The organism is Bacillus sp. UNC322MFChir4.1 (genome assembly GCF_000746135.1).
Taxonomy (GTDB): Bacteria; Bacillota; Bacilli; order Bacillales; family Bacillaceae_G; genus Bacillus_A.
The window spans coordinates 309,378-333,413 of the sequence record NZ_JQKQ01000001.1; the positions used below are offsets into that span (position 1 = coordinate 309,378).

General features: G+C 36.5%; 28 protein-coding genes. 8 read left to right on the forward strand and 20 right to left on the reverse strand.

Annotated elements, in window-relative coordinates:
• Positions 1-5 precede the first annotated feature (5 nt).
• The 3 genes from BR72_RS01490 to BR72_RS01500 form a co-directional block, all read right to left on the reverse strand.
• A complete protein-coding gene (locus tag BR72_RS01490; protein ID WP_035429345.1) occupies positions 6-371 on the reverse strand; it encodes a GNAT family N-acetyltransferase in 366 nt (121 codons plus the stop codon).
• 656 nt (positions 372-1,027) lie between these two features.
• Positions 1,028-1,465, reverse strand: coding sequence for a peptidylprolyl isomerase (locus BR72_RS01495; RefSeq protein WP_035429348.1), 438 nt, complete (start codon positions 1,463-1,465; stop codon positions 1,028-1,030).
• An 89-nt stretch (positions 1,466-1,554) separates the two neighbouring features.
• Positions 1,555-1,995, reverse strand: coding sequence for an NUDIX hydrolase (locus BR72_RS01500; protein ID WP_035429349.1), 441 nt, complete (start codon positions 1,993-1,995; stop codon positions 1,555-1,557).
• 218 nt (positions 1,996-2,213) lie between these two features.
• Here BR72_RS01500 and BR72_RS01505 point away from each other — a divergent pair, with 218 nt between their 5' ends.
• Complete coding sequence (locus BR72_RS01505; RefSeq protein WP_035429352.1) at positions 2,214-3,080, forward strand: DUF1002 domain-containing protein; 867 nt, start codon at positions 2,214-2,216, stop codon at positions 3,078-3,080.
• Between the two features lie 211 nt (positions 3,081-3,291).
• On the opposite strand, the gene BR72_RS01510 is transcribed toward BR72_RS01505, so the two are convergent.
• From BR72_RS01510 to BR72_RS01565, 12 genes are all read right to left on the reverse strand, one after another.
• Positions 3,292-4,077, reverse strand: coding sequence for a Cof-type HAD-IIB family hydrolase (locus BR72_RS01510; protein WP_035429354.1), 786 nt, complete (start codon positions 4,075-4,077; stop codon positions 3,292-3,294).
• Between the two features lie 112 nt (positions 4,078-4,189).
• Positions 4,190-5,662 carry a spore germination protein gene (locus BR72_RS01515; protein WP_035429356.1) on the reverse strand — a complete coding sequence of 491 codons (1,473 nt, stop codon included), beginning with the start codon at positions 5,660-5,662 and terminating at the stop codon, positions 4,190-4,192.
• Positions 5,640-6,218: a stage V sporulation protein SpoVABEA gene (locus BR72_RS01520; RefSeq protein WP_035429358.1), complete on the reverse strand. Its 579-nt coding sequence runs from the start codon at positions 6,216-6,218 to the stop codon at positions 5,640-5,642. The genes BR72_RS01515 and BR72_RS01520 overlap by 23 nt, the downstream gene beginning before the upstream one ends.
• 5 nt (positions 6,219-6,223) lie before the next feature.
• Positions 6,224-6,574 (reverse strand): stage V sporulation protein AE, encoded by a 351-nt coding sequence (gene spoVAE, locus BR72_RS01525; protein ID WP_035429360.1) that lies wholly within the window; start codon positions 6,572-6,574, stop codon positions 6,224-6,226.
• 3 nt (positions 6,575-6,577) lie between these two features.
• Positions 6,578-7,591, reverse strand: coding sequence for a stage V sporulation protein AD (gene spoVAD, locus BR72_RS01530; RefSeq protein WP_035429363.1), 1,014 nt, complete (start codon positions 7,589-7,591; stop codon positions 6,578-6,580).
• Between the two features lie 37 nt (positions 7,592-7,628).
• Entirely contained in the window at positions 7,629-8,084 is a 456-nt protein-coding gene (spoVAC, locus tag BR72_RS01535; RefSeq protein WP_035429365.1) for a stage V sporulation protein AC, read from the reverse strand.
• Between the two features lie 11 nt (positions 8,085-8,095).
• Complete coding sequence (locus BR72_RS01540; RefSeq protein WP_035429366.1) at positions 8,096-8,512, reverse strand: stage V sporulation protein AB; 417 nt, start codon at positions 8,510-8,512, stop codon at positions 8,096-8,098.
• On the reverse strand, positions 8,505-9,125 hold the full coding sequence (locus BR72_RS01545; protein WP_035429368.1) for a stage V sporulation protein AA: 621 nt from the start codon (positions 9,123-9,125) through the stop codon (positions 8,505-8,507). Before BR72_RS01545 ends, BR72_RS01540 begins: the two co-directional genes overlap by 8 nt.
• Positions 9,126-9,368: 243 nt before the next feature.
• Positions 9,369-10,127, reverse strand: coding sequence for an RNA polymerase sporulation sigma factor SigF (gene sigF, locus BR72_RS01550; protein WP_035429371.1), 759 nt, complete (start codon positions 10,125-10,127; stop codon positions 9,369-9,371).
• A gap of 12 nt (positions 10,128-10,139) precedes the next feature.
• The gene (gene spoIIAB, locus BR72_RS01555; RefSeq protein WP_035429372.1) at positions 10,140-10,580 is read right to left on the reverse strand and encodes an anti-sigma F factor; all 441 of its coding nucleotides are present in this window, start codon (positions 10,578-10,580) and stop codon (positions 10,140-10,142) included.
• On the reverse strand, positions 10,581-10,931 hold the full coding sequence (gene spoIIAA, locus BR72_RS01560) for an anti-sigma F factor antagonist (RefSeq protein ID WP_035429374.1): 351 nt from the start codon (positions 10,929-10,931) through the stop codon (positions 10,581-10,583).
• A gap of 366 nt (positions 10,932-11,297) precedes the next feature.
• On the reverse strand, positions 11,298-12,482 hold the full coding sequence (locus BR72_RS01565) for a D-alanyl-D-alanine carboxypeptidase family protein (protein WP_035429376.1): 1,185 nt from the start codon (positions 12,480-12,482) through the stop codon (positions 11,298-11,300).
• Positions 12,483-12,649: 167 nt separating this feature from the next.
• Here BR72_RS01565 and BR72_RS01570 point away from each other — a divergent pair, with 167 nt between their 5' ends.
• From BR72_RS01570 to BR72_RS01590, 5 genes are all read left to right on the forward strand, one after another.
• A complete protein-coding gene (locus tag BR72_RS01570) occupies positions 12,650-13,069 on the forward strand; it encodes a GntR family transcriptional regulator (protein ID WP_035429378.1) in 420 nt (139 codons plus the stop codon).
• Positions 13,035-13,916 carry an ABC transporter ATP-binding protein gene (locus tag BR72_RS01575; protein ID WP_035429380.1) on the forward strand — a complete coding sequence of 294 codons (882 nt, stop codon included), beginning with the start codon at positions 13,035-13,037 and terminating at the stop codon, positions 13,914-13,916. Before BR72_RS01570 ends, BR72_RS01575 begins: the two co-directional genes overlap by 35 nt.
• The gene (locus BR72_RS01580) at positions 13,906-14,988 is read left to right on the forward strand and encodes an ABC-2 transporter permease (RefSeq protein WP_035429381.1); all 1,083 of its coding nucleotides are present in this window, start codon (positions 13,906-13,908) and stop codon (positions 14,986-14,988) included. The genes BR72_RS01575 and BR72_RS01580 overlap by 11 nt, the downstream gene beginning before the upstream one ends.
• Before the next feature lie 194 nt (positions 14,989-15,182).
• Positions 15,183-16,265 carry an acetoin ABC transporter permease gene (locus BR72_RS01585; RefSeq protein WP_035429382.1) on the forward strand — a complete coding sequence of 361 codons (1,083 nt, stop codon included), beginning with the start codon at positions 15,183-15,185 and terminating at the stop codon, positions 16,263-16,265.
• A gap of 45 nt (positions 16,266-16,310) precedes the next feature.
• Entirely contained in the window at positions 16,311-17,375 is a 1,065-nt protein-coding gene (locus BR72_RS01590; protein ID WP_035429383.1) for an ABC transporter permease, read from the forward strand.
• 12 nt (positions 17,376-17,387) lie between these two features.
• Here BR72_RS01590 and BR72_RS01595 read toward each other — a convergent pair whose 3' ends face one another.
• Together BR72_RS01595 and BR72_RS01600 are read right to left on the reverse strand one after the other, a co-directional pair.
• Complete coding sequence (locus BR72_RS01595) at positions 17,388-17,933, reverse strand: hypothetical protein (protein ID WP_035429384.1); 546 nt, start codon at positions 17,931-17,933, stop codon at positions 17,388-17,390.
• Between the two features lie 230 nt (positions 17,934-18,163).
• Entirely contained in the window at positions 18,164-18,583 is a 420-nt protein-coding gene (locus tag BR72_RS01600; protein ID WP_035429941.1) for a MarR family winged helix-turn-helix transcriptional regulator, read from the reverse strand.
• A 160-nt stretch (positions 18,584-18,743) separates the two neighbouring features.
• On the opposite strand from BR72_RS01600, the gene BR72_RS01605 reads away from it, so the two are divergent.
• Positions 18,744-19,403: an SIMPL domain-containing protein gene (locus tag BR72_RS01605; protein ID WP_035429385.1), complete on the forward strand. Its 660-nt coding sequence runs from the start codon at positions 18,744-18,746 to the stop codon at positions 19,401-19,403.
• A gap of 135 nt (positions 19,404-19,538) precedes the next feature.
• The gene (locus BR72_RS01610; RefSeq protein WP_035429386.1) at positions 19,539-20,828 is read left to right on the forward strand and encodes an NCS2 family permease; all 1,290 of its coding nucleotides are present in this window, start codon (positions 19,539-19,541) and stop codon (positions 20,826-20,828) included.
• A 31-nt stretch (positions 20,829-20,859) separates the two neighbouring features.
• On the opposite strand, the gene corA is transcribed toward BR72_RS01610, so the two are convergent.
• From corA to BR72_RS01625, 3 genes are all read right to left on the reverse strand, one after another.
• The gene (gene corA / locus BR72_RS01615) at positions 20,860-21,822 is read right to left on the reverse strand and encodes a magnesium/cobalt transporter CorA (protein ID WP_035429387.1); all 963 of its coding nucleotides are present in this window, start codon (positions 21,820-21,822) and stop codon (positions 20,860-20,862) included.
• 77 nt (positions 21,823-21,899) lie between these two features.
• Positions 21,900-23,204, reverse strand: a complete 1,305-nt coding sequence (locus BR72_RS01620; protein ID WP_035429388.1) for a pyrimidine-nucleoside phosphorylase — start codon at positions 23,202-23,204, stop codon at positions 21,900-21,902.
• Between the two features lie 7 nt (positions 23,205-23,211).
• On the reverse strand, positions 23,212-24,033 hold the full coding sequence (locus BR72_RS01625) for a purine-nucleoside phosphorylase (RefSeq protein WP_035429389.1): 822 nt from the start codon (positions 24,031-24,033) through the stop codon (positions 23,212-23,214).
• Positions 24,034-24,036: the final 3 nt, after the last annotated feature.

Genomic DNA, 24,036 nt, shown 5'->3' on the forward strand with positions numbered 1-24,036 from the left:
TTTTACTAATGCACATTATGTTCAACTTCTTTGCATTTCTCACAAAAACTAGATGTTTGTTCGTTTCCACATACCTTAATATTCGGCAACATTGTTTGTAATTCTTGCACCATTTTCGTTCCAATTCCCGCTTGACGATGCGAAGGATTCACACTAATATGTTGAATTTCTAGTACACCATTATCGTGTTTTACCGTCCCAATAATCCCAACAATCGCATCGTCTTCCTTCCATAAGTACAGCTGCCAATCGTCATTTTGCTCATAATCCTTCATCGTTGCTTGTAATCGCTTTATGTCTTTTTCCATTGGCATAAAAGAAAGAAGTCCCATTGCAATTTTTTCATAACTTTTTTTAAAACGAATTAACATGAAATTTATCCCTTCTTACAAAAGTTACAAATCATATCCCCTTATTCAGCATGTTTATATCATGTCTATTTTACAACATTTCTAACCTACTGAGAAGGCTTGCCTAAAAACAACTTTATAATCATACAAAGAGGGAGGATGGAAGTCAAATGTTGATATTTTGTTTATATTATGCTAGTAGGATTGTATTGTTCGGATCTATGTAATTGAATTACCCCCACCTACCATTGCACGCTTGAGGTTGGGGGTCTTCTCGCCAGATATGATAAAAAACATATAAAAAACTCTTTGTTTAGGGGGGCGAGAGCGTCTGGTCATGCATAGAAGCGGTCAGGGCCTTTTTCTGCCACGTGCAATGTTTAAAACAAGGCGCTGACCCAAAAAGCACATAAGTACTTTTTAAAGTCACTCCTTTTTTCCGTTATCGACCATTCTTTGCAATATATCGGCGATTCGACACGAGATAAAGACCCTCTGACAATATTCGACATACAAGTAGTCGATTCGCTGAGCTGAATCATACCGAAAAGTAAAACTTCCGGGACACCCTCTTGTTTTCTGCTTTACAGCGACTTATGTGCCGAAAAACTCAAATGGCACATAAGATACATAAATTCTATAAAAAAAGAGAGAGCACTTTGCCCCCTCTTAACATTTTACTCTTCCCAAACCTTAACTTCTTTCATAACATCGCCTTGACGCATATTTAATACTGTTTCAATGCCAGTTGTTACTTGACCAAATACAGTATGAACGCCGTCTAAATGCGGTTGTGGTTCATGTACAAGAAAGAATTGGCTTCCTCCTGTATTTCTTCCAGCGTGCGCCATAGAAAGTGCCCCTACTTTATGTTTGTGAGGGTTTCCAGCTGTTTCACAAGGAATAGAGTAGCCAGGACCACCTGCTCCTGTTCCTGTTGGATCGCCACCTTGGCTTACAAAACCAGGAATTACTCTGTGGAAAGTAACTCCATTGTAAAAGCCTTCATTAGCTAATTTTCTAAAGTTTTCTACTGTTTTTGGTGCTTCCTCTGCGAAAAATTCTAATTCGATTTTTTCACCATTTTCCATTAATATGTATCCTAAAGTTTTCATGTATAATAAGCTCCTTTCAACAATCTCAGCCTTATATTACCACACTCACTGTAATAAACAAAAATATTATTATGAAATCCTCTATAAATTTAGTATGTTACGTTCGTAAGCCAATGCACAGGTTCTTTTTGATTCTGTTCAATAATTTTCATAACCCCTTCTGGATATAGTAGCTTTGTTTTCAATTCGCTAATTTCTTTCCATTTCAATATAATATCAGGATGCTCTTTATGTGACCTTACTACCTGCTCATCTTCTTCAACAGCGCACCAATAAAATAGCGTACAATGATGATATTTTTGATTATCTACCTCAAAAATATGTTCATTCACAGCAGCAAAGCGTTCTACTGTTACTTGTAAATCATATTCTTCCGCAAACTCTCTTTCAATTGCCACTGCAGCACTTTCTCCAAACTCAATCGATCCACCAGGTAAGCGATAAAATCCTTCGTTTGTATCACATTGAACCAATATATTTTTCATATTATGATTAAAAATCAGCGCTTTCACCCTCAACAACGGTCGCACTCTATCTCTTCCTTTCAAATGAATTGGATGACAAACATATACTTCTCTATTTCAAACCTCATCATTAAGACCTTACTGCTCACAAATAGTAAGAAAAAATCCGACAATCCTGCTATTTCTTTCTAAAATCAACCTAAAGACGGATGACAAACATAAAAAATATACTATAATTACTTTGTTGCCCGAAAATTTCAGAAAGAGAAAGGGAGCGATTTTTCGTGAAAACGAAATTGTTAGCACTGCTATTAGCTGTTATGGTCTTTTTAATTCCAACAGCTTCATACGCAGACGTGATTGAGGGAGAGTCTATTGTTACATTAGGAGAAAATTTAACAGAACAGCAAAAACAACAGCTTCTCCAAGAAATGAAAGCGCCAAAAGATGCGCAAATTATTACGGTATCAAATGCGGAAGAACATAAATATTTAGATGGAGTTGTACCAAACGCTCAAATTGGCACGAAAGCAATTTCTTCTTCTATGATTACGTATACAAAAAAAGGATCTGGTCTTGTTGTTCAAGCGCATAATATCAATTGGGTAACAGATGCAATGTATACAAACGCATTAATTACAGCAGGTGTAAAAGATGCGAATATTTACATTACAGCACCGTTTAAAGTATCAGGAACTGCCGCTTTAACAGGTTTAATGAAGGCTTACGAGACAACAGCGAAAAAAGAAATTCCAGAAGAAGTTAAAAAAGTAGCTAATGAAGAAATGGTTCAAACTGCAAAACTTGGTGACCAAATCGGAAACGATAAAGCTGTACAACTTGTTACTAAAGTTAAAGAAGAGATCGCAAAAGAACAACCAAAAACAAAAGAAGATTTACGTTCACTTATTAAAAGGATTGCTGATCAGCTCGGAATTACATTAACTGATGAACAACTTGATAATTTAGTAGCACTCTTTGACAAAATGAAAAACTTGAATATTGATTGGGATCAAGTTAGTAACCAATTAAATAAGGCAAAAGAACATGTTTCATCGTTTTTAGGTTCTGAAGAAGGTCAAGGCTTTTTAGAAAAGTTAAAAGGCGTATTCGCTAGCTTTATAGACTTTATTAAGTCACTGTTCAAGTAGTATATATACAAATTGAACAAATGATATAAAGCCCCTTTTTTAGGTGGGCAAGAGCTTCTGTCATGTGGTAAGAAACGGTTAGGGCCTTTTCTTACCACATGACAAGTTTCGAACAAAGGGAAAAAGCAAATACAGGTCATATTTCGTTCTGCATAGTAGCGACTTATATCAAAATGAATTTAAAAAAGCTCGTTAGTAACGAGCTTTTTTCTTATGCTAACAATGGTAGTTTCATAATCGCTTCTTCTACTGAACGAACTACATGATTCGCTTTTTCTTTCACATATGGATGAGCATGATGCAGTGTAAAGGAATGCGGTGTCACAGACAACATAGAAATATCATTAAAAGAATCTCCGATACACGCTACTTCATGTGCTTCAATTTGTAAATGTTCCATTAAAAGCCGCAGTGCACTTCCTTTACTAATCCCAATTGGCATAATATCCACGTATCTTTTTCCTGAAATTACGACTTCCGCCTCGCCTTGGAACTGGTTTCGCAACTCTTGATCTAGCAATGTGATTTTCTCTTCTTCTCCATAAACAAATAATTTTGCCGGATAAATAGTTTGTCCGAACTCTTCCTCTAATGTCTCTATTTCTGTGATTTCCCCTTGAATATATTCTTCAAACGTACGATGATGTTCATTTTTCTTTTTTGTATATCGATGCTCCTTTGCACATACAATATCCGCCAACTTTTTTTCATGTATATATTTATATATTTCCCGGGCAACCTCACCATCAAACGTTGATTCGTTTAGTATTTCTCCTTCTTTCGTAAATAAAACGGCGCCATTTAATCCTGTCGTATAATAAGGGAAAGCGAAATGTTTCACAACAGCGTGAATCCGGTGAGTAAAACGACCAGAAGCAAAACAAATATTCGTACCTTTCTCTGCTAACCAACATAATGCTTTTTCATCGTCACGATGAATCCGATTCACGTCATAAACGAGTGTGTCATCTAAATCGCTAACGAACAACTTAATCATCTCATCTCCCCTTCCATACACCATATTTACTCCTAGTGTACAAAAGAAATGTTATGTTTTTGTTAACAACAGATAAATTTATCACAAAAATGAGCAGAATTTATTCTTCTGCTCATTTTTGCCTTTTTATATTTTGAGGATGGACGATGCTCGGACGTACTTTCAAGCTAGAAATAGATGGACGAATTAAAACCTTTACCAACGCTCCCCAATCAAATGGAAGGAATGGCCAAAGATACGGTGTTTGTAAACTTCTAATCGATGCTAAAAATAAAATTAACACTGTCATCCCGATAATAAATCCTATTTCTTGAAATAAAGCAGTACATAAGATTAAGAATAACTTACCAATTTTATTCCCTAACCCTAATTCATAACTTGGCGTTGCATAAGATCCAATCATAGAAATGGCCGTATATAAAATGACTTCTGGTACAAATAGGCCGACATTGATTGCAATTTGACCAATTAATATAGCCGAAATTAACCCAGCTGCTGATGACAGCGGTGTTGGTGTATGAATCGATGCCATCCTCAGAAATTCAAGTCCTATTTCTGCTAAAATAATTTGCAAGGCAATCGGTAAGTTGGTCACTTTATTTGGTCCAATAAACGCTAACTTTTCTGGCAATAAAGCAGGATCCAGTACAAACGCAAGCCAAAGTGGCAATAAAAACAGTGAAAATACAACCCCTACAAAACGAACCCATCGTAAAAATGTTCCAACGGCAGGATTTTGCCGAAATTCCTCTGCATGCTGTACATGATGAAAATATGTTGTCGGTGTAATTATTGCACTAGGAGAAGTATCTGTCAGGAGTAAAACATGTCCTTCTAACAAATGATTCGCTGCGACGTCTGGTCTTTCTGTATAGCGAATAAGTGGAAAAGGATTATATCCTTGTTTCACAAGAAACTCCTCAATTGTTTTATCTGCCATTGTGACACCGTCGATTTGAATATTTTCTATCTCTTGCTTTATTATTTTCACTAAATCAGGATTCGCAATATCTTGTATATATGCGATACAAAGATCTGTGTGTGACCGCTCTCCTACCCGGATAATTTCATGTCGCAAACGAGGATCACGAATACGTCTCCGAATAAGAGCTGTGTTTACAATAATATTTTCAACAAATCCATCGCGCGCACCTCTAACAACTTTCTCCGTATCCGGCTCTGTCGGAGTTCGTCCTGGATAACTACGAACATCGATTACAAACGCTTCTGTTTCTCCCTCAACAAAAATAACGATTAATCCTGATAAAACTTGCAATATGACATCATCCATCGTCTTTACTTTACTTACTTGCTGATGAATCAGACGATTTTCTAATAACTTTACTGTACCTTCTCCGTACCTTTGTATTTCATTCGTATCAACAGCCTCTTCGAGAATGTGTATGATATAGTTTGTATCACATAAACCATTTACAAACAAAACACCAATTTCTTTATCTAAAATTTGAAATTTACGAATCCCCACATCAAAGGTAACGCCAAGTCCAACTGTTTGCTTCAAATAATTTTCATTGTCACTTAAAAATGAAGAAATTGGTATATTAATCTTTTTTGTGTTGGTCATAAAATCCACTCCTTTCTAAAATTAATTGAATTGCTTGTTTTGTAATTGGTGACCCACGTTTCCAATCATCATTGCCGTACATTTTCCCAATATCACCGATTCCAACAATAATAGGAACATGTAGTTCATCTAAACAGTAAACGGTATCACCGTTAATTCTTCCAATTTCAATATCTGCCAATCCAAATTTATCAACGCCATACTCAGTTAATCGTCCTTCTCGATCAACACTCACATCCACGCGTGCCCATTCCCAATGATGCGTATTCGAAGCAACCGCTAACACGCCCAGTACATCAATTTGTTTATTCGTCGCCACATATTTTAATGCTTTTTCTCCTGATCCTTCCCCAATATATCCACTATCATCAAACATAACAAAAACAGGGTCATGTGGTGTTTGCAAGATAAGCTCAACAATCTTTCTCCCTGTTAATTTCGTTGGATTACTTTGCGATGCCGAAATGCATCGTCCACCAAACTCCTTTGCCAGTAACTCGATTGTTCGCTTCGCATATTCATCTCCGTCTGTCACCAAAATAACCCTTCTTCTCATCTTATTTATCCTTTCGGTTTAAAAATAAGTGCTGTTAAAAATGCAAACAAAATCGTTGCTGAAATTCCAACAGATGTTAACTTAAACATTCCCATTCCAATCCCAAGATAACCATACTTTTCTGCCGCTTCCATCGCACCATGCAATAAAGAATGACCAAAACTTGTAATTGGCACAGTTGCTCCTGCTCCTGCAAACTGAATCAATTTATCATAAATGCCAAAACCATCTAGAATAGCACCAGCGACTACGAATGTTGCCATCACATGTGCAGATGTTAATTTCGCAAAATCTAACAGGAGTTGTCCGACAACACAAATCGCTCCTCCAACTAAAAACGCATATATAAATTCCACATATTACACCCCTTTTATTCTTTCAAATACGATACCGTGTGCAATTGTTGGAATCGATTCTTTTTGTTGAATCATAATCGGACTTAATAAGGCACCTGTTGCGACGACAAAAATCCGCCCCAAATTCCCCTTTTCCATTTCTTTCATTAAATGTCCATATGTTACAACCGCAGAACAAGCACAGCCACTTCCTCCTGCAAATACTTGCTGATCATCTCTATAAATCATTAAACCGCAATCATTATAGACATTCCCTAGATCATAGCCTTCATCTAACAAAAGTTGCCGCGCAATTGGTGTTCCAACTCCCGATAAATCACCAGTCACAATCAAATCGTAATCAACAGCACTTCTGTTTAAATCTTCAAAATGCTGCCCTATTGTATGAGCTGCAGCAGGGGCCATTGCAGATCCCATATCAAACGGATCTGTTATACCTAAATCTTGAACTTTTCCAATGGTTGCTGATGTGACTTTAATTGAACTTCTTTCACGACTAATTAACGCTGTACCAGCTCCTGTAACAGTAAATGTCGCTGTAGATGGCTTTTGTCCCCCATACTCCGTTGGATAACGAAATTGCCGTTCAGCTGTGGCATTATGACTACTCACTGTAGCTAACACGCGATTTGCAAATCCACCATCAATAAATGCTGCGCCTACAGCTAACGTCTCCATCGAGGTAGAACATGCTCCAAACATGCCTAAAAACGGAATGGAAAGCTCTCTTGCAACATAATTTGCCGTAACTGTTTGATTTAATAAATCTCCAGCTAAAAAAAAATCAATATCAGATGCTTGCACCTTTTCTTTTCGCAATGCTTGTTGAATCGACTCTCTCATTAACCTTCTTTCCGCTAACTCCCAGCTCTCTTCTCCGCAATGCAAATCATCATATGTAATATCAAAACTATCTCCAAGTGGCCCTTTTGCCTCATCCGGTCCAACAGCCGTCCCCGTCGCATTTACATATACATCATTTTGAAATAGCCACGTTTGTTTCCCAGTTAATCTCATCTATCTTCTCCTTTACTTACATAAGCTGAAACTTTCATCATTGGAGGAGCTTCCATGTATACCGAATGAGACCTACAACATACGCCCCAACAACTCCAAATACAATTACACTTCCAGCAATCTTAAACATATTTGTGGCAACTCCAAGAACAATTCCTTCGCTGCGATGCTCCATTGCTGCACTCACCATTGAATTTGCAAATCCAGTTACCGGGATTGCTGATCCTGCTCCTGCAAATTGTCCAAGTTTATCATATACACCAAGCCCTGTTAAAATGGCCGACAGTAATATTAACGTTGTGATTGCCGGATTCCCCGCACTTTTCTCCGTAAAATCAAAATAATGTATATACATCTTCATCAAAGCTTCACCTAATGTACAAATAAGCCCTCCCACAATAAAAGCCTTTATACAATTCATCATATAATTAGGCTTTGGATGATACTCTTTCACGTTATTCGTATAATCATCTTTTAATTTATGCAGTGCCATTGACATGCCTCCTATTTCACAAAATAAATCCAATGAAATAAAGATCCTACTACCTTACCAAGAACAAGTGCGATAAGAAGAATTACAATTTTCCCATCAACCCCAACACGCTTTGCTAATATGGGAAGTACATTTAGCACTTCAGTTAAAGCAGCAGCAAGCATTCCGATAAATGTGCCGCATAACAATCCAAGGAGCAAAAGCCAATACGGTGAAGCCAGCAATGTAACATCGCGTAAACTGCACCACGTACCGCCTAACGCACCGCTCACAACAGCCCATTCATAAGATTGCCCACGATGACCACTTTTCGTTAACTGAGCGAGCCTTGGAATCACACCCAACACAGTTAAAAATGCAACGTATCCTCCTCCAACAGCAATTCCACCAGCAAATCCAATAAAAATGACCACAATATACTCAATCATTTTGGATGTTCTTGATCATTTCTTTGTTTTCGTTCATCATTACATATTGATCGAGGGATTGCTGGTATTGGAACATTTCAACTTCTAATGGGCTTGGCTCCTCATTAATACGCTTTTGAAAAACGTGATTAAAAAAAAGAATCATTCCAAGTCCAAGCCCTAGCGAATATGGGATTTGAAATAAAAGCGGCTTTTTGTTACTTTCTCCTGTAATCATGTAATACAAACGTTGATGCACTTGCTGCATACTAACGTCTTCATGAAAATAAATGATCGCAAGAGCTGCTCCTACAAACAGCAATAACCACACCATTCCAAAGAAAACTGGATTTACTTGTTTTTTTTCATATACAATTTCAACAATCGTTTGTGCTGAACCGAGCAAATTAATTTCTAAACTGCTAGAATACTGCCGAATACTTTGAATCACTTTCATCACATCAATTACTACATGCGTTTTATCTTTCTTTGTAATTTTGTATATAACCTGTCGTTTAATCTCATCTACAATATGTGAGGCCCCAACCACTTGCGCAACGTCACCAATTTTAATTTCATAAGCAGGCGAAACTTGTAGACGATTCCTCATCTTTACATATATCGTTTGCTCCACTCCAATCACCTCTTAACTATTCCTCGTACTTGTAGTATGGATATTGGAAATTTTTCTAATACAACTTTTTTAAAATAAAGTGAAACTTTAATCAGTGGGGGTTTTCTTCATCCCCCACTGATTATTAGTTGAACCAATTGGGCTTTTACGGGCAGTTTACCTCCCACCTAACTTCTTTGTTTTTGCTCAATTTTGAGGTGAGAGTATTACTGCCCGTTAATGCGGAATAAAAAAACGAATAGACTATTCGCCTATTCGTTCCTTCATTTGCTTTAATATTTTCTTTTCTAGCCTTGATACTTGTACTTGAGAGATTCCTAAACGCTCTGCTACTTCCGATTGTGTCTGGTCTTTATAATACCGCAAATATACAATCAACCGTTCACGCTCATCTAATTCACGAATCGCTTCTTTTAACGCAATCTTATCAAACCACTTTGTTTCAGAGCGATCCGCAATTTGGTCTAAAATAGTAATGGGATCACCATCATTTTCATACACCGTTTCATGTATCGATGATGGTGCCCGGCTTGCTTCTTGCGCCATTACAACTTCTTCCGGCGTTAGCTCTAACGCCTCTGCTATTTCGGTAATTGTCGGTGCACGGCCATACTCTTTTGATAATTCATCTTTCATTTTACGAATTTTATTGCCCGTTTCTTTTAATGAACGACTTACTTTCACTGTTCCATCATCACGTAAAAAACGTTGAATTTCTCCAATAATCATTGGAACTGCATACGTTGAAAACTTTACATCAAAAGATAAATCAAATTTATCGACAGATTTCAGCAACCCAATACAGCCAATTTGAAACAAGTCCTCCGGATCATAACCACGATTTAAAAAACGTTGTACAACGGACCAAACAAGCCTCATATTATTTTGTATAATTAAATCTCTTGCTCCTTGATCACCGTGTTGACTTCTTTTAATTAATTCTTTTAACTCCTGATCCTTTAACTGTCCTTTTCCTTTTTCACTTCTGACCTCTATGTCCATAGGCAATTCTCCTTAATTGCATAGAGCGTTACTTTTTGATAGATACTTCGTCAAATGGATCGTTGTCCCGAAAGATTCATTAGAAATAACCTCTACTTCGTCCATAAAATTTTCCATAATGGTAAATCCCATTCCAGAACGCTCTAATTCGGGTTTTGTTGTAAAAAGGGGTTGCCTTGCCTCATCTAAATCTAGAATTCCAATCCCTTCATCACGAATTGTTAACTTTACCATGTCATCTTCCAAAATAACCGTAATATAGACAATGCCATTTGAATTCTCTTCATATCCATGGATAATGGCATTTGTTACCGCCTCAGACACAACAGTCTTCACTTCCGTTAACTCTTCCATCGTTGGATCAAGCTGTGCAATAAAAGCGGCAACTGTAACGCGAGCAAACGATTCATTTTGACTTAATGCTGAAAATTGAAGGTTCATTTCATTTCTCATCTATGCCACCCCCAACGTCGCGAGCGCGTGCTCTTCATTTTCTTCTAATCGAATAATTTTAAATAGCCCTGACATCTCAAATAAGCGCTTTACAGCAGGAGAAATTGCACAAACAACCATTTCGCCGCCTAAGCTTTTGACATGTTTATATCTTCCTAGCACAACACCAAGACCAGAGCTATCCATAAATGCTAATTGCTCTAAGTTTAAAATAATATGATGAACATGATGCGTCTCAATCATATCAGTTACTTTCACTCGCAACTCTTCGGCAGTATGATGATCTAGTTCGCCAGCTAAACGAACACATAAGACGTCACGCTTTACTTCTAAATGGATGGAAAGACTCACTCTATTTCCTCCTTACATTCAAAATTCGCGTATACACGCAAAATATATAAGAAGTTTTTCTCTAAAATAAATGTAGAATCCTTCCACCTGACAAAAGAAGTACTATTTCGCCATAAAATGAACCTTCTGTATAAATCCAAATTCAAAAACCGACAGAAAAGTATTTTTTTAAAATGACCTGGAAGGGACTGGCTATGTATAGGAGCGGTCAGGGTCTTTTCCTGCCACATACAAGGTAAAATAAAGGTAGAAAGCAACTGCAAGCACCTAGCCAAAATCTATATGTCGAAAAACGAAAATGGATTCATATAGAAACCGCTCTCATTATCAAAACTATTAACAGAGAAAGCGGCAACTATATTGCCGCTATTTCGATGTTGAAAACATCCCCAAACTTCGTTTAAATAACTCCCACCAACTCGCTGCTGCAACATCTTCTTTTGCAACAATTGTTTGTTTGAGTAACACTTCATTACCTTTTTTTATAACTAGTGTACCTAAGGCATCTCCTTTTTTAATCGGAGCTTTCACCTTCTCCTCAGCAACTATTTCTTTTTTAATATCCTTCATTGTCTCTCCTTTTTTCATTAAAAGGGAAGCATTATCAGCAGCTACTAAGTCGACTGTTTCTTTTTTTCCTTTTCCTACTTTGACCGTTTTGATCTTTTCTCCTCTTGTATACATCTTTTTCGTCATATATTGACTAAATGCATAATCAAGAAGCTTTGTTACTTCCGCATTTCGTTCCTTCGATGTTGGAGAGCCCATAATAACAGAAATAACACGCATCCCATTGCGTTCTGCCGATGCTGTTAAACAATATTTTGCTTCTGTTGTAAATCCTGTTTTCACACCGTCAACACCTGGATAGAAACGAACAAGCTTATTTGTATTTACAAGCCAAAATTTCTTATCCGTATCTTCACGTAAATAATCTTCATATTTCCCTGTATATTTACGGATTAATGGATATTTCATCAATTCCTTTGCCATAACTGCCATATCATATGCCGTTGAATAATGATTCTTTGCTGGAAGACCTGTCGGATTTTGAAAATGAGTATTTTTTAGTCCTAAATCTTTTGCTTTTTTATTCATCTTTTCTACAAATCCTTCTTCCGATCCAGCGATATGTTCAGCAACTGCAACTGATGCGTCATTTCCGGAAGCAATGGCAATACCTTTTAACATTTCATCGACTGTCATTTCTTCACCAGGCTCAAGGAAAATTTGTGAACCTCCCATAGAAGCGGCATGTTCACTCGTTCTCACTTTATCTGTCAGTTTTAATTTCCCTTTTTCAATTTGTTCCATAATGAGTAACATGGTCATAATTTTTGTCATACTAGCAGGCGGCAACTTTTCATTTGGACTTTTTTCAAATAAAACTTTCCCGGTATCCTGCTCAATCACAATTGCTGACGATGCTTGTTCCGCTAGTTTCGGTTTTGCTTCCGCTTCCACTTCTTTTTTCTCAGATTGCGCAAAACCAACTGGAACAGCGGAAAGCAATAACATGAAACAAACAAGTATTCCTATTAATCGCTTCATGACTAACCCTCCATTCTATATCACACCTATTTTTTCCAAACGAAGGGTTTTTATACCATAATTTTCTAAAAAATATAGTTGACAAATGATAATGCACTATATATTGTATTAAGTGTATTACACCTATTAGTACACTCATACTTTTTATTAGAAAGGAGACTTTGCTCTTGCACATTCAACTAGATCCAAGAAGCAACACTCCGATATGGGAACAAATTGTTCATAATGTTAAAGAGCTCATTTTAAAAGGGATGCTCGAACCTAACGATAAACTCCCTTCGGTTCGTGAACTTGCCTCTTCACTTGTGATTAACCCAAACACAGTGAGTAAGGCTTATCAAGAATTAGAGCGACAAGGAATTATCGAAACGCTGCGCGGCAAAGGAACATTCGTCTCGCAATCCATTACTCCCGCACAAGATGAAAGGAAAATTGCTATGGTAGAAAAACAATTCCATCAATTGTTACTAGAAGCTTCGTATCTTGGTATTTCAAAAGAAAAAATTCATGATTGGATTGATTCATACTATAAAGAGCTAGGAGGAAATACTCATGTTAAAAGTGACGAATGTAAAGAAAACAATTGATAATCAAACGATATTAGAAGATATTTCATTTACTTTACAAAAGGGGAGCATTGCCGGATTACTCGGAAGAAACGGAGCTGGAAAAACAACTTTATTACGTACACTCGTTGGAATCTTAAATCCAGATGAAGGCACTGTTACATACAACGAAATTGATGTGCACAAACATCCTGAAGTGAAACAAAAAGTCGTATATGTTCCAGACTCTACAAATGTATTAAGCGGATACACAATAAAAGAAATCGTAAAATTTTATAAAGCAGTCTATCATCATTTCAATTCAGACTATTTCTATGAGTTACTTGAGCGCTTTAACTTACCAGACAAACGCATTCGCAGCTACTCCCGCGGAATGAAAGCATTATTAGCAATGATCTTAGCTTTTTCTACCGGCGTAGAATACATTATTTTAGATGAGCCCACAAACGGACTTGACCCAATTGTAAAAAGACAAATCCTGCAATTTTTAATTGAAGAAGTAGCCGAACGCGAAATTACCATTCTCATTTCTACACATCACTTAGATGAAATTGAAAAAATTGCAGACACAGTCATCATTTTAAAAGATCATACTATCGCATCTATCACAGCTTTAGACGATACAAAATCACGCTATGCAAAAATTCAAGTTGCTTATGAACGTTCATTACCACAAAAACTAGAAAACTTAAGCAACGTGAAAGTTTTACAACAAACAGGAAAAGTATATACCGTTTTAATCGAAGGTAATGTAGCAACTACGTTAGAAAAGTTTCATAAGGAGCAGCCACTCTTATTAGAAGAACTGCCGATGTCACTTGAGGATGTATTCGTTACGGCTTTTGAGGAGGGGTCACATGTTTCATAAGGCGTTGTGGATACGGACGTTTAAACAGGGGAAATATGTACTGCTACTATTTTGGTTAAGTAGTTTATATATGCTTCCTTATGCATATTATAGTGCCGCACAATCAGAGCTTCGACAGTCAAAAATGAAATGGGATAATCATGTATATTATTATTCCTATCATTTTCAATTAGATGAACCTATCCTAATACAAGGCATTGCGCTCATCGCACTCGCTTGTGTTTTAATTGGATGGGAACGCAACAATCAATCAGCGGATTTTCTTTTCTCTATGCCTTTTAAGCGAAAAGATATTTTTCTAACAAAATGGTTGTTTGGGGTTTTTAATATTATAATCGTGAATTGTGTTTGCTGGATTAGTATGTGGGGAATAAAAAAAGCATCTTTTCATAATGCTTATCAAGATTTCAGTCCATTTCATACTTATTTTATCTACCTAACAATTGTGCTAATTGCTATTTATACATTCTCTTTATTTATTGGAACAATTACTGGAAATATTTTTTCACAAGGCACTTTAACTGCGGTCATTTTATATCTTCCGTACGGTTTAATTTTACTAGTATCTGGATTTGTCTTTGTTCATACTGGAGGGGCAACCGAGGATCGATATAAAATTGAGAGTAAAACTAGATATTACTTAGAACAAGTAAGCATCATTGCACCGTTCCATGAATTTTATATTAGTTACAGCTACCAGCCTGAAATGACATTTGATCGTGACGGTCATAAAATTTCAGAATCACCTACCGTAGACCCTATGGAGAAAACATCGATTCCACCTGTTTGGAAATTGCTGAATCCATTCGTTTATATCATTCTATTTTTACCATTAGCAATCATTTTATATAAACGCTCTCCTAATGAACAAAACGGAAAAATCTTATTGTTTCCACAGCTACAAAAATGGTTTATTGGCTGTACAGTCCTTTGCTTTGCATTACTCGCAGGACGAACATTTGGAATAAGTGCTTTATGGATTTACTATATAACCTTTTTAGGAGCAGGGTTTATTAGTTATATGATTTTAACTCGCTTACTAAAATGGAAGTTTTCTTTTGGTGGAAGATAACGATATTTTGTAACTACTCAGTCGATCTGTGAAAAAGACTCAGAAAAGTATTTTTTAAAATGGTAGAGAGGGACTAGCCATGTATAGGAGCGGTCAGGTCCTTTTTTTCCTGCCACACGCAAAATTTTAAAACAAAGAAAGGCAGCAAGGTGTTTTAATCACGAAGCAAATACATACAAATAGAGGTGAATTACATGTTTCATAAAGCATTGTGGCAGCGCAGCTGGAAGCAGGGAAAATTTATTGTTTTATTGTTTTGGTTAAGTAGTTTATATATGCTTCCCTATAAGTACCTTAGTTTAGCTCAATCACAGTTTCATCTTTCAAAAATAAAAAATCCTGATTATACACATTATTATCAATATGGATTTAATTTAGAAGGCACTATCCTTGGACAAATCGTACTATTACTATTACTAGCGTGTATTTTTATCGGCTGGGAAAAACATACACAATCCATAGACTTTATATGGGCCATGCCGTTTAAACGAAAAGATATGTTCTTAGCAAAATGGTTGTTTGGGGTTATAAATATTTCAAGTGTACAAACAATATGCTGGATTAGTATGTATATTATCTATAACAATTCATTTCATCATGCATATCAAGTGTTTACACCTTTTCATTTTTATTTTCTTTATGCAACAATTGTCCTAATTGCAATTTATACATTCTCTTTATTCATTGGGACAATCACAGGAAATATTATTTCGCACGGTCTACTAGCAACCATATGCTTATTTTTACCATTTGGTCTTCCTTTACTTATCTCAGGGTTAGTCACTATACATGCTGGGGATTCTGTTAAAGCAAGAACTTGTTTTGAATGTAAATACGATGATGCTTTTTTACATGCAAGTCCATTGAACCCAATTACAAAATTCAAAGTTGAATTCGATTATCATCCAGAATATGAACATGACAGATATGGCAATATTGTTTCATCAAACTTAAATAAAAAGCCGAATCATTCCCAAATTCCATCTAGTTGGAAGCTGTTAAGTCCAATTTTGGTCATTCTGCTATCCTTGCCCTTAGGTGCATACTTATATACACGTTCTCCTAATGAACAAAACGGAAAAATGGTCTTATTCCAGAAACTTCAAAAATCGTTTGCTGTTTGTACAATTATGTGTTTTGCACTACTCGGAGGAAAAGTATTCGGCGGAAACGATTCAATATGGGCATATTATTTTGGGTTTCTCGTAACAAGTATTATTAGTTATATAATTGTAGCTCGCCTACTCAAATGGAAGTTTTCTTTCAATACTAGATAAGCTTAAGTTTACAAACTAGCAATATAATGAACTGGGGGAAACGGTATGTTTCATAAAGCATTATGGATGCGAAACTGGAAGCAAGGGAAATATATTATTATGTTATTCTGGTTCAGTACCTTATATTTCTTACCCTATCAATATTATAGCGACGCATTGCACAGAGCTGAGTACTTACGCGAAACGACGGATACATATTATTCCTATCACTTGAGCGGAGATAATCCTACATTTTTCCCTGGCCTGCTTTTAATCGGATTAGCTGTCATATTAATAGGCTGGGAACGTCATAATCAAACAAATGATTTTTTATGGTCCATGCCATTTAAACGCTCACATTTATTTTTATCAAAATGGTTGTTTGGTTCGGTTCATATTGTGAGTACACTAAGTATAAGTTGGATTCTTATGTATATTGTCTATAACACAACGATACATGGCGAGTATCAATCTTTTACACCATTTCATCTATATTTCGTGTATACGATTATTACGCTCATTGCTGTATACACATTATCACTTTTTATTGGAACGATTACAGGAAATGTGATCTCACAAGGAGCACTAAGTTATATTATAGTAATTTTCCCTCTCTATATTTTTCAGCTTGCGTTTCCGTTCGTTGCATTACATGTGGATACACAAAAAGAATATAATAACATTTATAATAAAAGTTCTATGCATATAGAAAATACAAGTATTGTAGCGCCACTTTCCCATTTTACAATTGACTACACTTATGATCCAAGCAGAGATGATATAAAAGATGAATACGGCGAGGTACATGCGGGACCTGCTTATCATCATATCCCGTCTGCATGGGCACTATTGAGTCCTATAATTTATATTCTCATCTGTCTTCCATTAGGAAGCTACTTATATGCACGTTCACCAAATGAACAAAATGGGAAGATATTGCTATATCAAAAACTTCATATCTATTTTTCAATATGTACTTCCATTTGTTTCGGACTTCTTGGTAGTGAAGTGTTCACTGATGGCAGTACATCTATCCCACTTCACTATATGTATTTTATCGGGTTTGGCATTTTGACATATGTCATTTTACAGCGAGTGTTAAAACATAAACTTTCTTTATATGCAAAATAGCCTCCTCGGAGGCTATTTTATCTTCTGTCTTCTTTCACTATAGTTCTTCTCCTCATCTGTCCCAAATCCATCGTGGTTTGTCACAATTTGATCGGTTGGTGCAACAATACTTTCGGCAATTTTCCAGTCTCCATACTCTTGTACAAATACTTGTAAGAAGTAGTTCGTTCCATTCATTTGATATGTATTTTCTTTTTTCACATCATACTGCACAGCTAAATAGTACACTTGTACATTTTCTTTTCCAAATTTTGATACATACTGAGAAACTCGCGGCATATAAATGGAAGCTTTCGTTAGTGACATTTGTTTTATGCTGATGAGAGAAGAATGTTTTATATTATGTAAAGTATCTTGATGGTGAATGCGATCATTGTGATGAAATAATACAGACGTTTGCATCGAACGCATCCATAACTTTGAATATAAAACGGTTTTATGATTTGATATATATTCCAGTTCTTTTTGGACAATTTGATTGGGAGACGCTGCACTTATCTCAGTTCCGTACCATAATAAACAAATACCGATAATGCCAAAAGAAACAATCCGCTTCATTGTATGCCTCCTATTCCATATACGTAAAGTATAAGAATTTCAGGCTATTTTTATACAATGCAACGATTCCCCAATAAATCCATTTTATCTTTTCAACATATTAGTCGCTACTATGCACGGCCAGATGCTCTCGCCCACCTAAAAAGAAAAAAGGTTTTATAGCGATTTTTTAATTTGTATTTATTTTTACACATAAAAAAAATAGAAAAGCAATCTCTGCTTTTCTATCTTCATAGAACTCTATCAAAGAGCTCTAATGCTATTTCTATTTCCTCGTCGCTCCAGTTCTGAAACTTCTCTCTATAATATTCTTTTCGAACATTTTCCAGTTTTTCAGCAACTTCTCGTCCGCTATCTGTAATTTCTAAATACACAATACGTCTGTCCGTATTAGATCGCTTTCTTATTACAAGCCCCTTACGAGTAAGGCGATCTGTAACTGCTGTAATATGACTGGATGTAACATTCACTTCACTTGCAATTTGAGATGCCATTTGCGGACTTTTCCAATATAACGCACGCAGTACAGAAAATTCATTCCATGGCATATATTCAGAAAAAAGTTCATTAATATCATTTTGTAATAGGCGAAGCATTCTCCGAAAAGAAGTAGATAAGTTTAAAATAAGAGCTTCTCGTTTTTCGTTCACTGTTCTCGATCCTTTTTTATAATATTTACACATATTATAATGCATGAATACCACAATTGTATATATTTTCTTTCTACTTAGATTTTCCACCATTTTTCTAAATTTAAGAAAAAATGGACTTCCTTCTTTCATATAAATAAAGAAAGGAAGGTGAACAATTATGCAAATGGGCATGCCCCCCTATCCACATGAGTTACGTAATGGCAAGGAAGCAACGGTTACTGTACAAGGTGAAGGTGTCATGAAAGCAAAACCGGATGTTGTCGTTTTAACAATCGGTGTTCGTACTGAAGATCAAAATGTGAAACAAGCACAAGCAGAAAATGCTGCTCTTTCTACTAATTTACTTACTTCTTTAAAACAACTTGGAATTACAGAGCAAAATATTAAAACACTTTCTTACACCATTACACCGCAATATGAAATCGTAAACGAAAAGCCTGCATTGCGAGGTTATCAAGTTGAGCATTTATATGAAATTACTGTGCTCAATGTACAAAAAGCAGGCGAAGTATTTGAAGCAGCTGTTACAAACGGAGCTAATGTTGCTAGAGGACTTGTCTTTCGTGTTTCTGCACCGAATGCCTATTATAAACAAGCATTAATGCTCGCTGTGCAAAACGCGCAAGAAAAAGCAAGGACAATTGCTAGTACATATAATTTAAATATAAATCCCGTTCCTCTTTCTATCGTTGAAGAGTCTTCTCATATGCCGCGGGAATTTGTTGCGTATTCCGCTGTTCATAGCGGCGCTCCTCCTATTCAATCAGGTGAGATCGAAATTATTTCAACTGTACGTGCTGTTTTTACCTATTTGTAACTATATATCTAGCAATAAAGAAAACGTTATCATTTTTATTGTTGTAAAAAACTTTTGTTTTGCTATAATAATAGACGGTGGGCCTTACATAAGGTTATCACGGGTGGGAGAGGGATATGAAAAAGAAGGTTTAACATGAAAGGAATTCTTGAGAAAACATTTAAATTAGACTTACATCAAACATCACCAAAACAAGAAGTGCTCGCTGGTGTAACATCATTTTTCACAATTGTTTATATTATGATTGTGAATGCATCCATTTTATCAGATGCTGGCATTCCTCTAGAGGCAGGCATTTTAGCAACAGTATTCAGCTCATTTGTCGGATGTCTATTAATGGCATTTTGGGCAAATGCACCGGCGATTCTTGTACCAGGTATGGGAGTAAATGCGTTTTTTACGTACACAGCTGTGCATACGCTTGGCTTAACTTGGCAAGAAGCATTAGCAGCGGTATTTGTCGCTGGTATTATTTTTGCAATTGCCGCTTTTACACCAATTGCTCGCACACTTTCTGCCGCAATTCCAAAGTCGTTAAAAGAAGCGATAACTGTTGGTATCGGACTCTTTTTAGCATTTATCGGCTTGCAAAAAGGTGGCCTTGTCGTTGCAAATTCAAATACTGCTGTTGCATTAGGAAAATTAAGCAGTCCCGTTGTTCTAGCAACACTGCTTACTCTTATCGTTGCATTAGTTTTATTTATTCGTAACGTACGTGGAAACTTCTTATGGACAATTGCAATTGGAACCGGAATTTCCTGGTTATTTGGTCTTGTTGATACAAGTCAAGTTGGCAATAGTTCATTCTCCTTTGCTAACTATGGTGATGTTTTTGGCGCAATGTCGTTTGGGAAATTGACTTCTTTACCATTTTTAATCGCAACGTTCTCATTGAGTATGGTACTCATTTTTGAAAACATGGGACTTTTGCACGGTTTATTAGAAGATCAGCGTAAATTCCCTCGTGCTTATCAAGCAAATGCAATTTCAGCGATGACATGCGGTCTATTTGGCACTAGTCCAACTGTTTCTACAGTAGAAAGTGCTGCTGGTATTACAGCGGGCGGCAAGACAGGTATGACGTCTATCGTCACTGGTAGTTTATTCTTTGCCTCATTATTTGCACTGCCGTTTGTAAAATTAATTCCAAATAGCGCAATCGCTCCAATCTTAATTATTATTGGCGGCTTAATGATTACAAACATTCAACAAATTCCTCTGAATGATTTTTCAGAAGGATTTCCAGCGTTTTTAATCATCGTTATGATTCCGCTCACATATAGCATTGCTGATGGTATTGCATTTGGATTCATTGCATATCCAATCTTAAAAGTAGCACTTGGTAAACATAAACAAGTTGCAAAACCGCTTTATGTTATCACATGTCTCTTCTTAGCCATGTTTGTGCTGCATGCCATTGGCTAAAACACAAACGCCGGGAATTCCCGGCGTTTTATTATTTAAACCAGCCCTTCTTATAAAACCAGACCATCATTCCGCCACCTATAAACGCCATTACGGCTAAACAAATATAATAACCATATTCCCATTTTAACTCTGGCATATGATCAAAGTTCATTCCATACACACCAACTATAAATGTTAATGGCATGAAAATAGTTGAAAAAACCGTTAATGTCTTCATAATGTTATTCATATGGTGAGAGTTAAGTGAAAAGTAGCTATCGCGAATATCAGCTGTCAGCTCTCGGCTTGCTTCAATCATTTCGGCAAGCTTTAAAAGGTGATCGTGAATATCTTTGAAATAAATTTCGTGGTCACTTGCACCATAAAAGCGCGTTGAATTTAAAATACGATATAATAAATCGCGCATCGGTACAATTGTTCGTCGTAATTTTGATAAATCAGAGCGAATATCAAATACCTCTTCTAATACAGTACCAGCTGTATCTCCCGTTAAGTTATCATCAATAGCATTTAAATGATCTTCAATATAATATACAGGAGCAAAATAATCATCGACAATTTGATCAATAATCATATGGGTTACATGAAGAGTACTTCTCTTTATGCGCTGCTTTTCTCCAAGTTTATTCCAAGCTCGTTCAATCGCCTTATTATGCGAAAAGTGAAAAGATACAACAAACTGATCGCTAACGAATAAATCAATTTCATGAGGCTCTAACCCCTCTTCGCTAAAAGCATGAAGTACTAAAAAATTATATCCTTCATAAAAGTCCACTTTCGGCCTTTGGACATACTCCAAACAATCTTCAATCGCAAGGGGATGGAATTTAAAATAATCTTGTAAAATATATGTATACTCTTCTTTCGTCGGTTTACACAAGTCTAACCAAAACCATACGATATCTTCTCGCTTCGTTTCTTCTAATGGTACGTCATATAATACTTCATTTTCCTTTGTTACTGCACAAATTCTTATCATAATTTCACCCATTCTTATTATAAGCAAAAAAAGCTAAGGAGAAAACTCCTTAGCTTTTTTATCTCACAATTCGCGAACAAATTGTCACTTTATTTTTCAACGATACCGTGTACTAATTGCGGTGCATCGACGTGCTCCGCAGACACTTTCATGTTTTCGTAAATTTTTTGTTTTACATCTTCTACATTTTCACGGTTTGCGTAAATTGTTACAAGTGATTCACCTTTTTTCACGCTATCGCCAACTTTTTTACGAAGCATTAGACCAACTGCTAAATCAATTTCAGATTCTTTCGTTGCACGGCCTGCACCAAGAAGCATCGCTGCTGTACCAATTTCATCTGCTACAATTTCAGATACGTAGCCATCTTCTTTTGCTTCTACTTCAATCATATATTGCGCTTGCGGAAGTTTCGTTGGATCATCAACAACAGAAGCATCGCCGCCTTGTGCTGCTAAGAATGTTTTAAACGCTTCTAATGCCTTGCCATTGTTCATTACTTCAATTAGCTTTTCACGTGCATCTTCTAAAGAAGAAGCTTGTCCAGCTAAGTATACCATTTGACTTCCAAGTGTTAAACATAACTCTTCTAAGTCTTTTGGTCCTTTTCCTTGTAATGTATCAATCGCTTCCTTTACTTCTAGAGCGTTACCGATTGCTTCACCAAGCGGCTGACTCATATCAGAGATAACAGCCATTGTTTTACGCCCAACGTTGTTCCCGATACGAACCATTGCTTCTGCTAATCGCTTCGCATCCTCATCCGTTTTCATAAATGCACCCGCACCTGTTTTTACATCAAGAACGATTGCATCCGCACCAGCTGCAATTTTTTTACTCATAATAGAGCTGGCAATTAACGGAATAGAGTTTACCGTTGCTGTCACATCACGAAGTGCATATAACTTTTTATCAGCAGGTGTTAAATTACCACTTTGTCCAATAACAGCAATTTTATTTTCGTTTACGAGACGAATGAATTCCTTGTTTTCAATTTCTACATGGAATCCTGGAACTGCTTCTAGTTTATCAATCGTACCACCTGTATGCCCAAGACCACGACCAGACATTTTCGCAACTGGTACACCTAAAGCAGCTACTAATGGACCTAATACAAGTGTAGTTGTATCACCAACACCACCTGTTGAATGCTTATCTACTTTTACGCCTTTAATCGCTGATAAATCAATTGTGTCACCACTATTTACCATTGCCATCGTTAAATCAGCACGTTCCTGCTCATTCATATCCTGGAAGAAAATTGCCATTGCAAGTGAACTCATTTGATAATCTGGAATATCACCATTTGTGTACCCTTCAATGATAAATTTAATTTCTTCTGTCGTTAATGCTTTGCCATCACGCTTTTTCGCAATTAGGTCCACCATTCTCATTGTAAACTCATCCCTTCATTTGTTTTACAATTTCTTTTACAAGTGCTAAGAAGTTTGCTTTTACACGCTCTGTTGTTTCAATTACTTCCTCATGATTAAGTGGCTGATCTAAAATACCAGCTGCCATATTTGAAATACAAGAAATACCAAGTACTTTCATACCAGCATGACGCGCTACAACAACTTCTGGTACAGTTGACATGCCGACAGCGTCGCCGCCAACTGTGCGGATCATACGAATTTCTGCTGGTGTTTCGTATACTGGACCTGTCATCGCTACATATACGCCTTCTTGTACTTTAATATTTAAATCAGCTGCAACTTGTTTCGCCATTGCACGAAGATCTTTACTATAAGATTCAGACATATCAGGGAAACGTACACCCATTTCAGAATCATTTGGTCCGATTAATGGATTGTGTCCCATAAAGTTAATGTGGTCTGAGATTAACATTAAATCGCCTGGCTCATATGATGTATTTACACCACCAGCTGCGTTTGTAACAACAACTGTTTCTACACCTAATTCTTTCATAACACGAACTGGGAATGTTACTTTTTGCATATCGTATCCTTCATAGTAATGGAAACGACCTTGCATTGCTACAACTGTCACTCCTTGAAGTGTACCGAATACTAATTGGCCAGCATGACCTTCAACTGTAGATACAGGGAACTCAGGAATTTCATTGTAAGGTACAGCTACTGCGTTTTCAATTTCATCAGCTAAAACACCTAAACCTGAACCAAGGATTAGTCCTACTGTTGGTCTTTCTGAAAATTTACCTTTTAAATATGATGCAGATTTTGTAATTAATTCACGATTCATTTT

What these genes read in the sequence shown, in the direction of transcription:
- BR72_RS01620 (WP_035429388.1), bottom strand. Translation starts at nt 23,204, where the DNA reads ATGAGAATGGTGGACCTAATTGCGAAAAAGCGTGATGGCAAAGCATTA.
- BR72_RS01515 (WP_035429356.1), bottom strand. Translation starts at nt 5,662, where the DNA reads ATGACCAACACAAAAAAGATTAATATACCAATTTCTTCATTTTTAAGT.
- corA (WP_035429387.1), bottom strand. Translation starts at nt 21,822, where the DNA reads ATGGGTGAAATTATGATAAGAATTTGTGCAGTAACAAAGGAAAATGAA.
- BR72_RS01575 (WP_035429380.1), top strand. Translation starts at nt 13,035, where the DNA reads ATGTTAAAAGTGACGAATGTAAAGAAAACAATTGATAATCAAACGATA.
- BR72_RS01495 (WP_035429348.1), bottom strand. Translation starts at nt 1,465, where the DNA reads ATGAAAACTTTAGGATACATATTAATGGAAAATGGTGAAAAAATCGAA.
- BR72_RS01625 (WP_035429389.1), bottom strand. Translation starts at nt 24,033, where the DNA reads ATGAATCGTGAATTAATTACAAAATCTGCATCATATTTAAAAGGTAAA.
- BR72_RS01585 (WP_035429382.1), top strand. Translation starts at nt 15,183, where the DNA reads ATGTTTCATAAAGCATTGTGGCAGCGCAGCTGGAAGCAGGGAAAATTT.
- BR72_RS01595 (WP_035429384.1), bottom strand. Translation starts at nt 17,933, where the DNA reads ATGAAGCGGATTGTTTCTTTTGGCATTATCGGTATTTGTTTATTATGG.
- BR72_RS01580 (WP_035429381.1), top strand. Translation starts at nt 13,906, where the DNA reads ATGTTTCATAAGGCGTTGTGGATACGGACGTTTAAACAGGGGAAATAT.
- BR72_RS01605 (WP_035429385.1), top strand. Translation starts at nt 18,744, where the DNA reads ATGCAAATGGGCATGCCCCCCTATCCACATGAGTTACGTAATGGCAAG.
- BR72_RS01610 (WP_035429386.1), top strand. Translation starts at nt 19,539, where the DNA reads ATGAAAGGAATTCTTGAGAAAACATTTAAATTAGACTTACATCAAACA.
- BR72_RS01490 (WP_035429345.1), bottom strand. Translation starts at nt 371, where the DNA reads ATGTTAATTCGTTTTAAAAAAAGTTATGAAAAAATTGCAATGGGACTT.
- spoVAC (WP_035429365.1), bottom strand. Translation starts at nt 8,084, where the DNA reads ATGGCACTGCATAAATTAAAAGATGATTATACGAATAACGTGAAAGAG.
- BR72_RS01590 (WP_035429383.1), top strand. Translation starts at nt 16,311, where the DNA reads ATGTTTCATAAAGCATTATGGATGCGAAACTGGAAGCAAGGGAAATAT.
- BR72_RS01540 (WP_035429366.1), bottom strand. Translation starts at nt 8,512, where the DNA reads ATGATTGAGTATATTGTGGTCATTTTTATTGGATTTGCTGGTGGAATT.
- spoVAD (WP_035429363.1), bottom strand. Translation starts at nt 7,591, where the DNA reads ATGAGATTAACTGGGAAACAAACGTGGCTATTTCAAAATGATGTATAT.
- spoIIAB (WP_035429372.1), bottom strand. Translation starts at nt 10,580, where the DNA reads ATGAGAAATGAAATGAACCTTCAATTTTCAGCATTAAGTCAAAATGAA.
- BR72_RS01565 (WP_035429376.1), bottom strand. Translation starts at nt 12,482, where the DNA reads ATGAAGCGATTAATAGGAATACTTGTTTGTTTCATGTTATTGCTTTCC.
- BR72_RS01520 (WP_035429358.1), bottom strand. Translation starts at nt 6,218, where the DNA reads ATGAGAAGAAGGGTTATTTTGGTGACAGACGGAGATGAATATGCGAAG.
- sigF (WP_035429371.1), bottom strand. Translation starts at nt 10,127, where the DNA reads ATGGACATAGAGGTCAGAAGTGAAAAAGGAAAAGGACAGTTAAAGGAT.
- BR72_RS01510 (WP_035429354.1), bottom strand. Translation starts at nt 4,077, where the DNA reads ATGATTAAGTTGTTCGTTAGCGATTTAGATGACACACTCGTTTATGAC.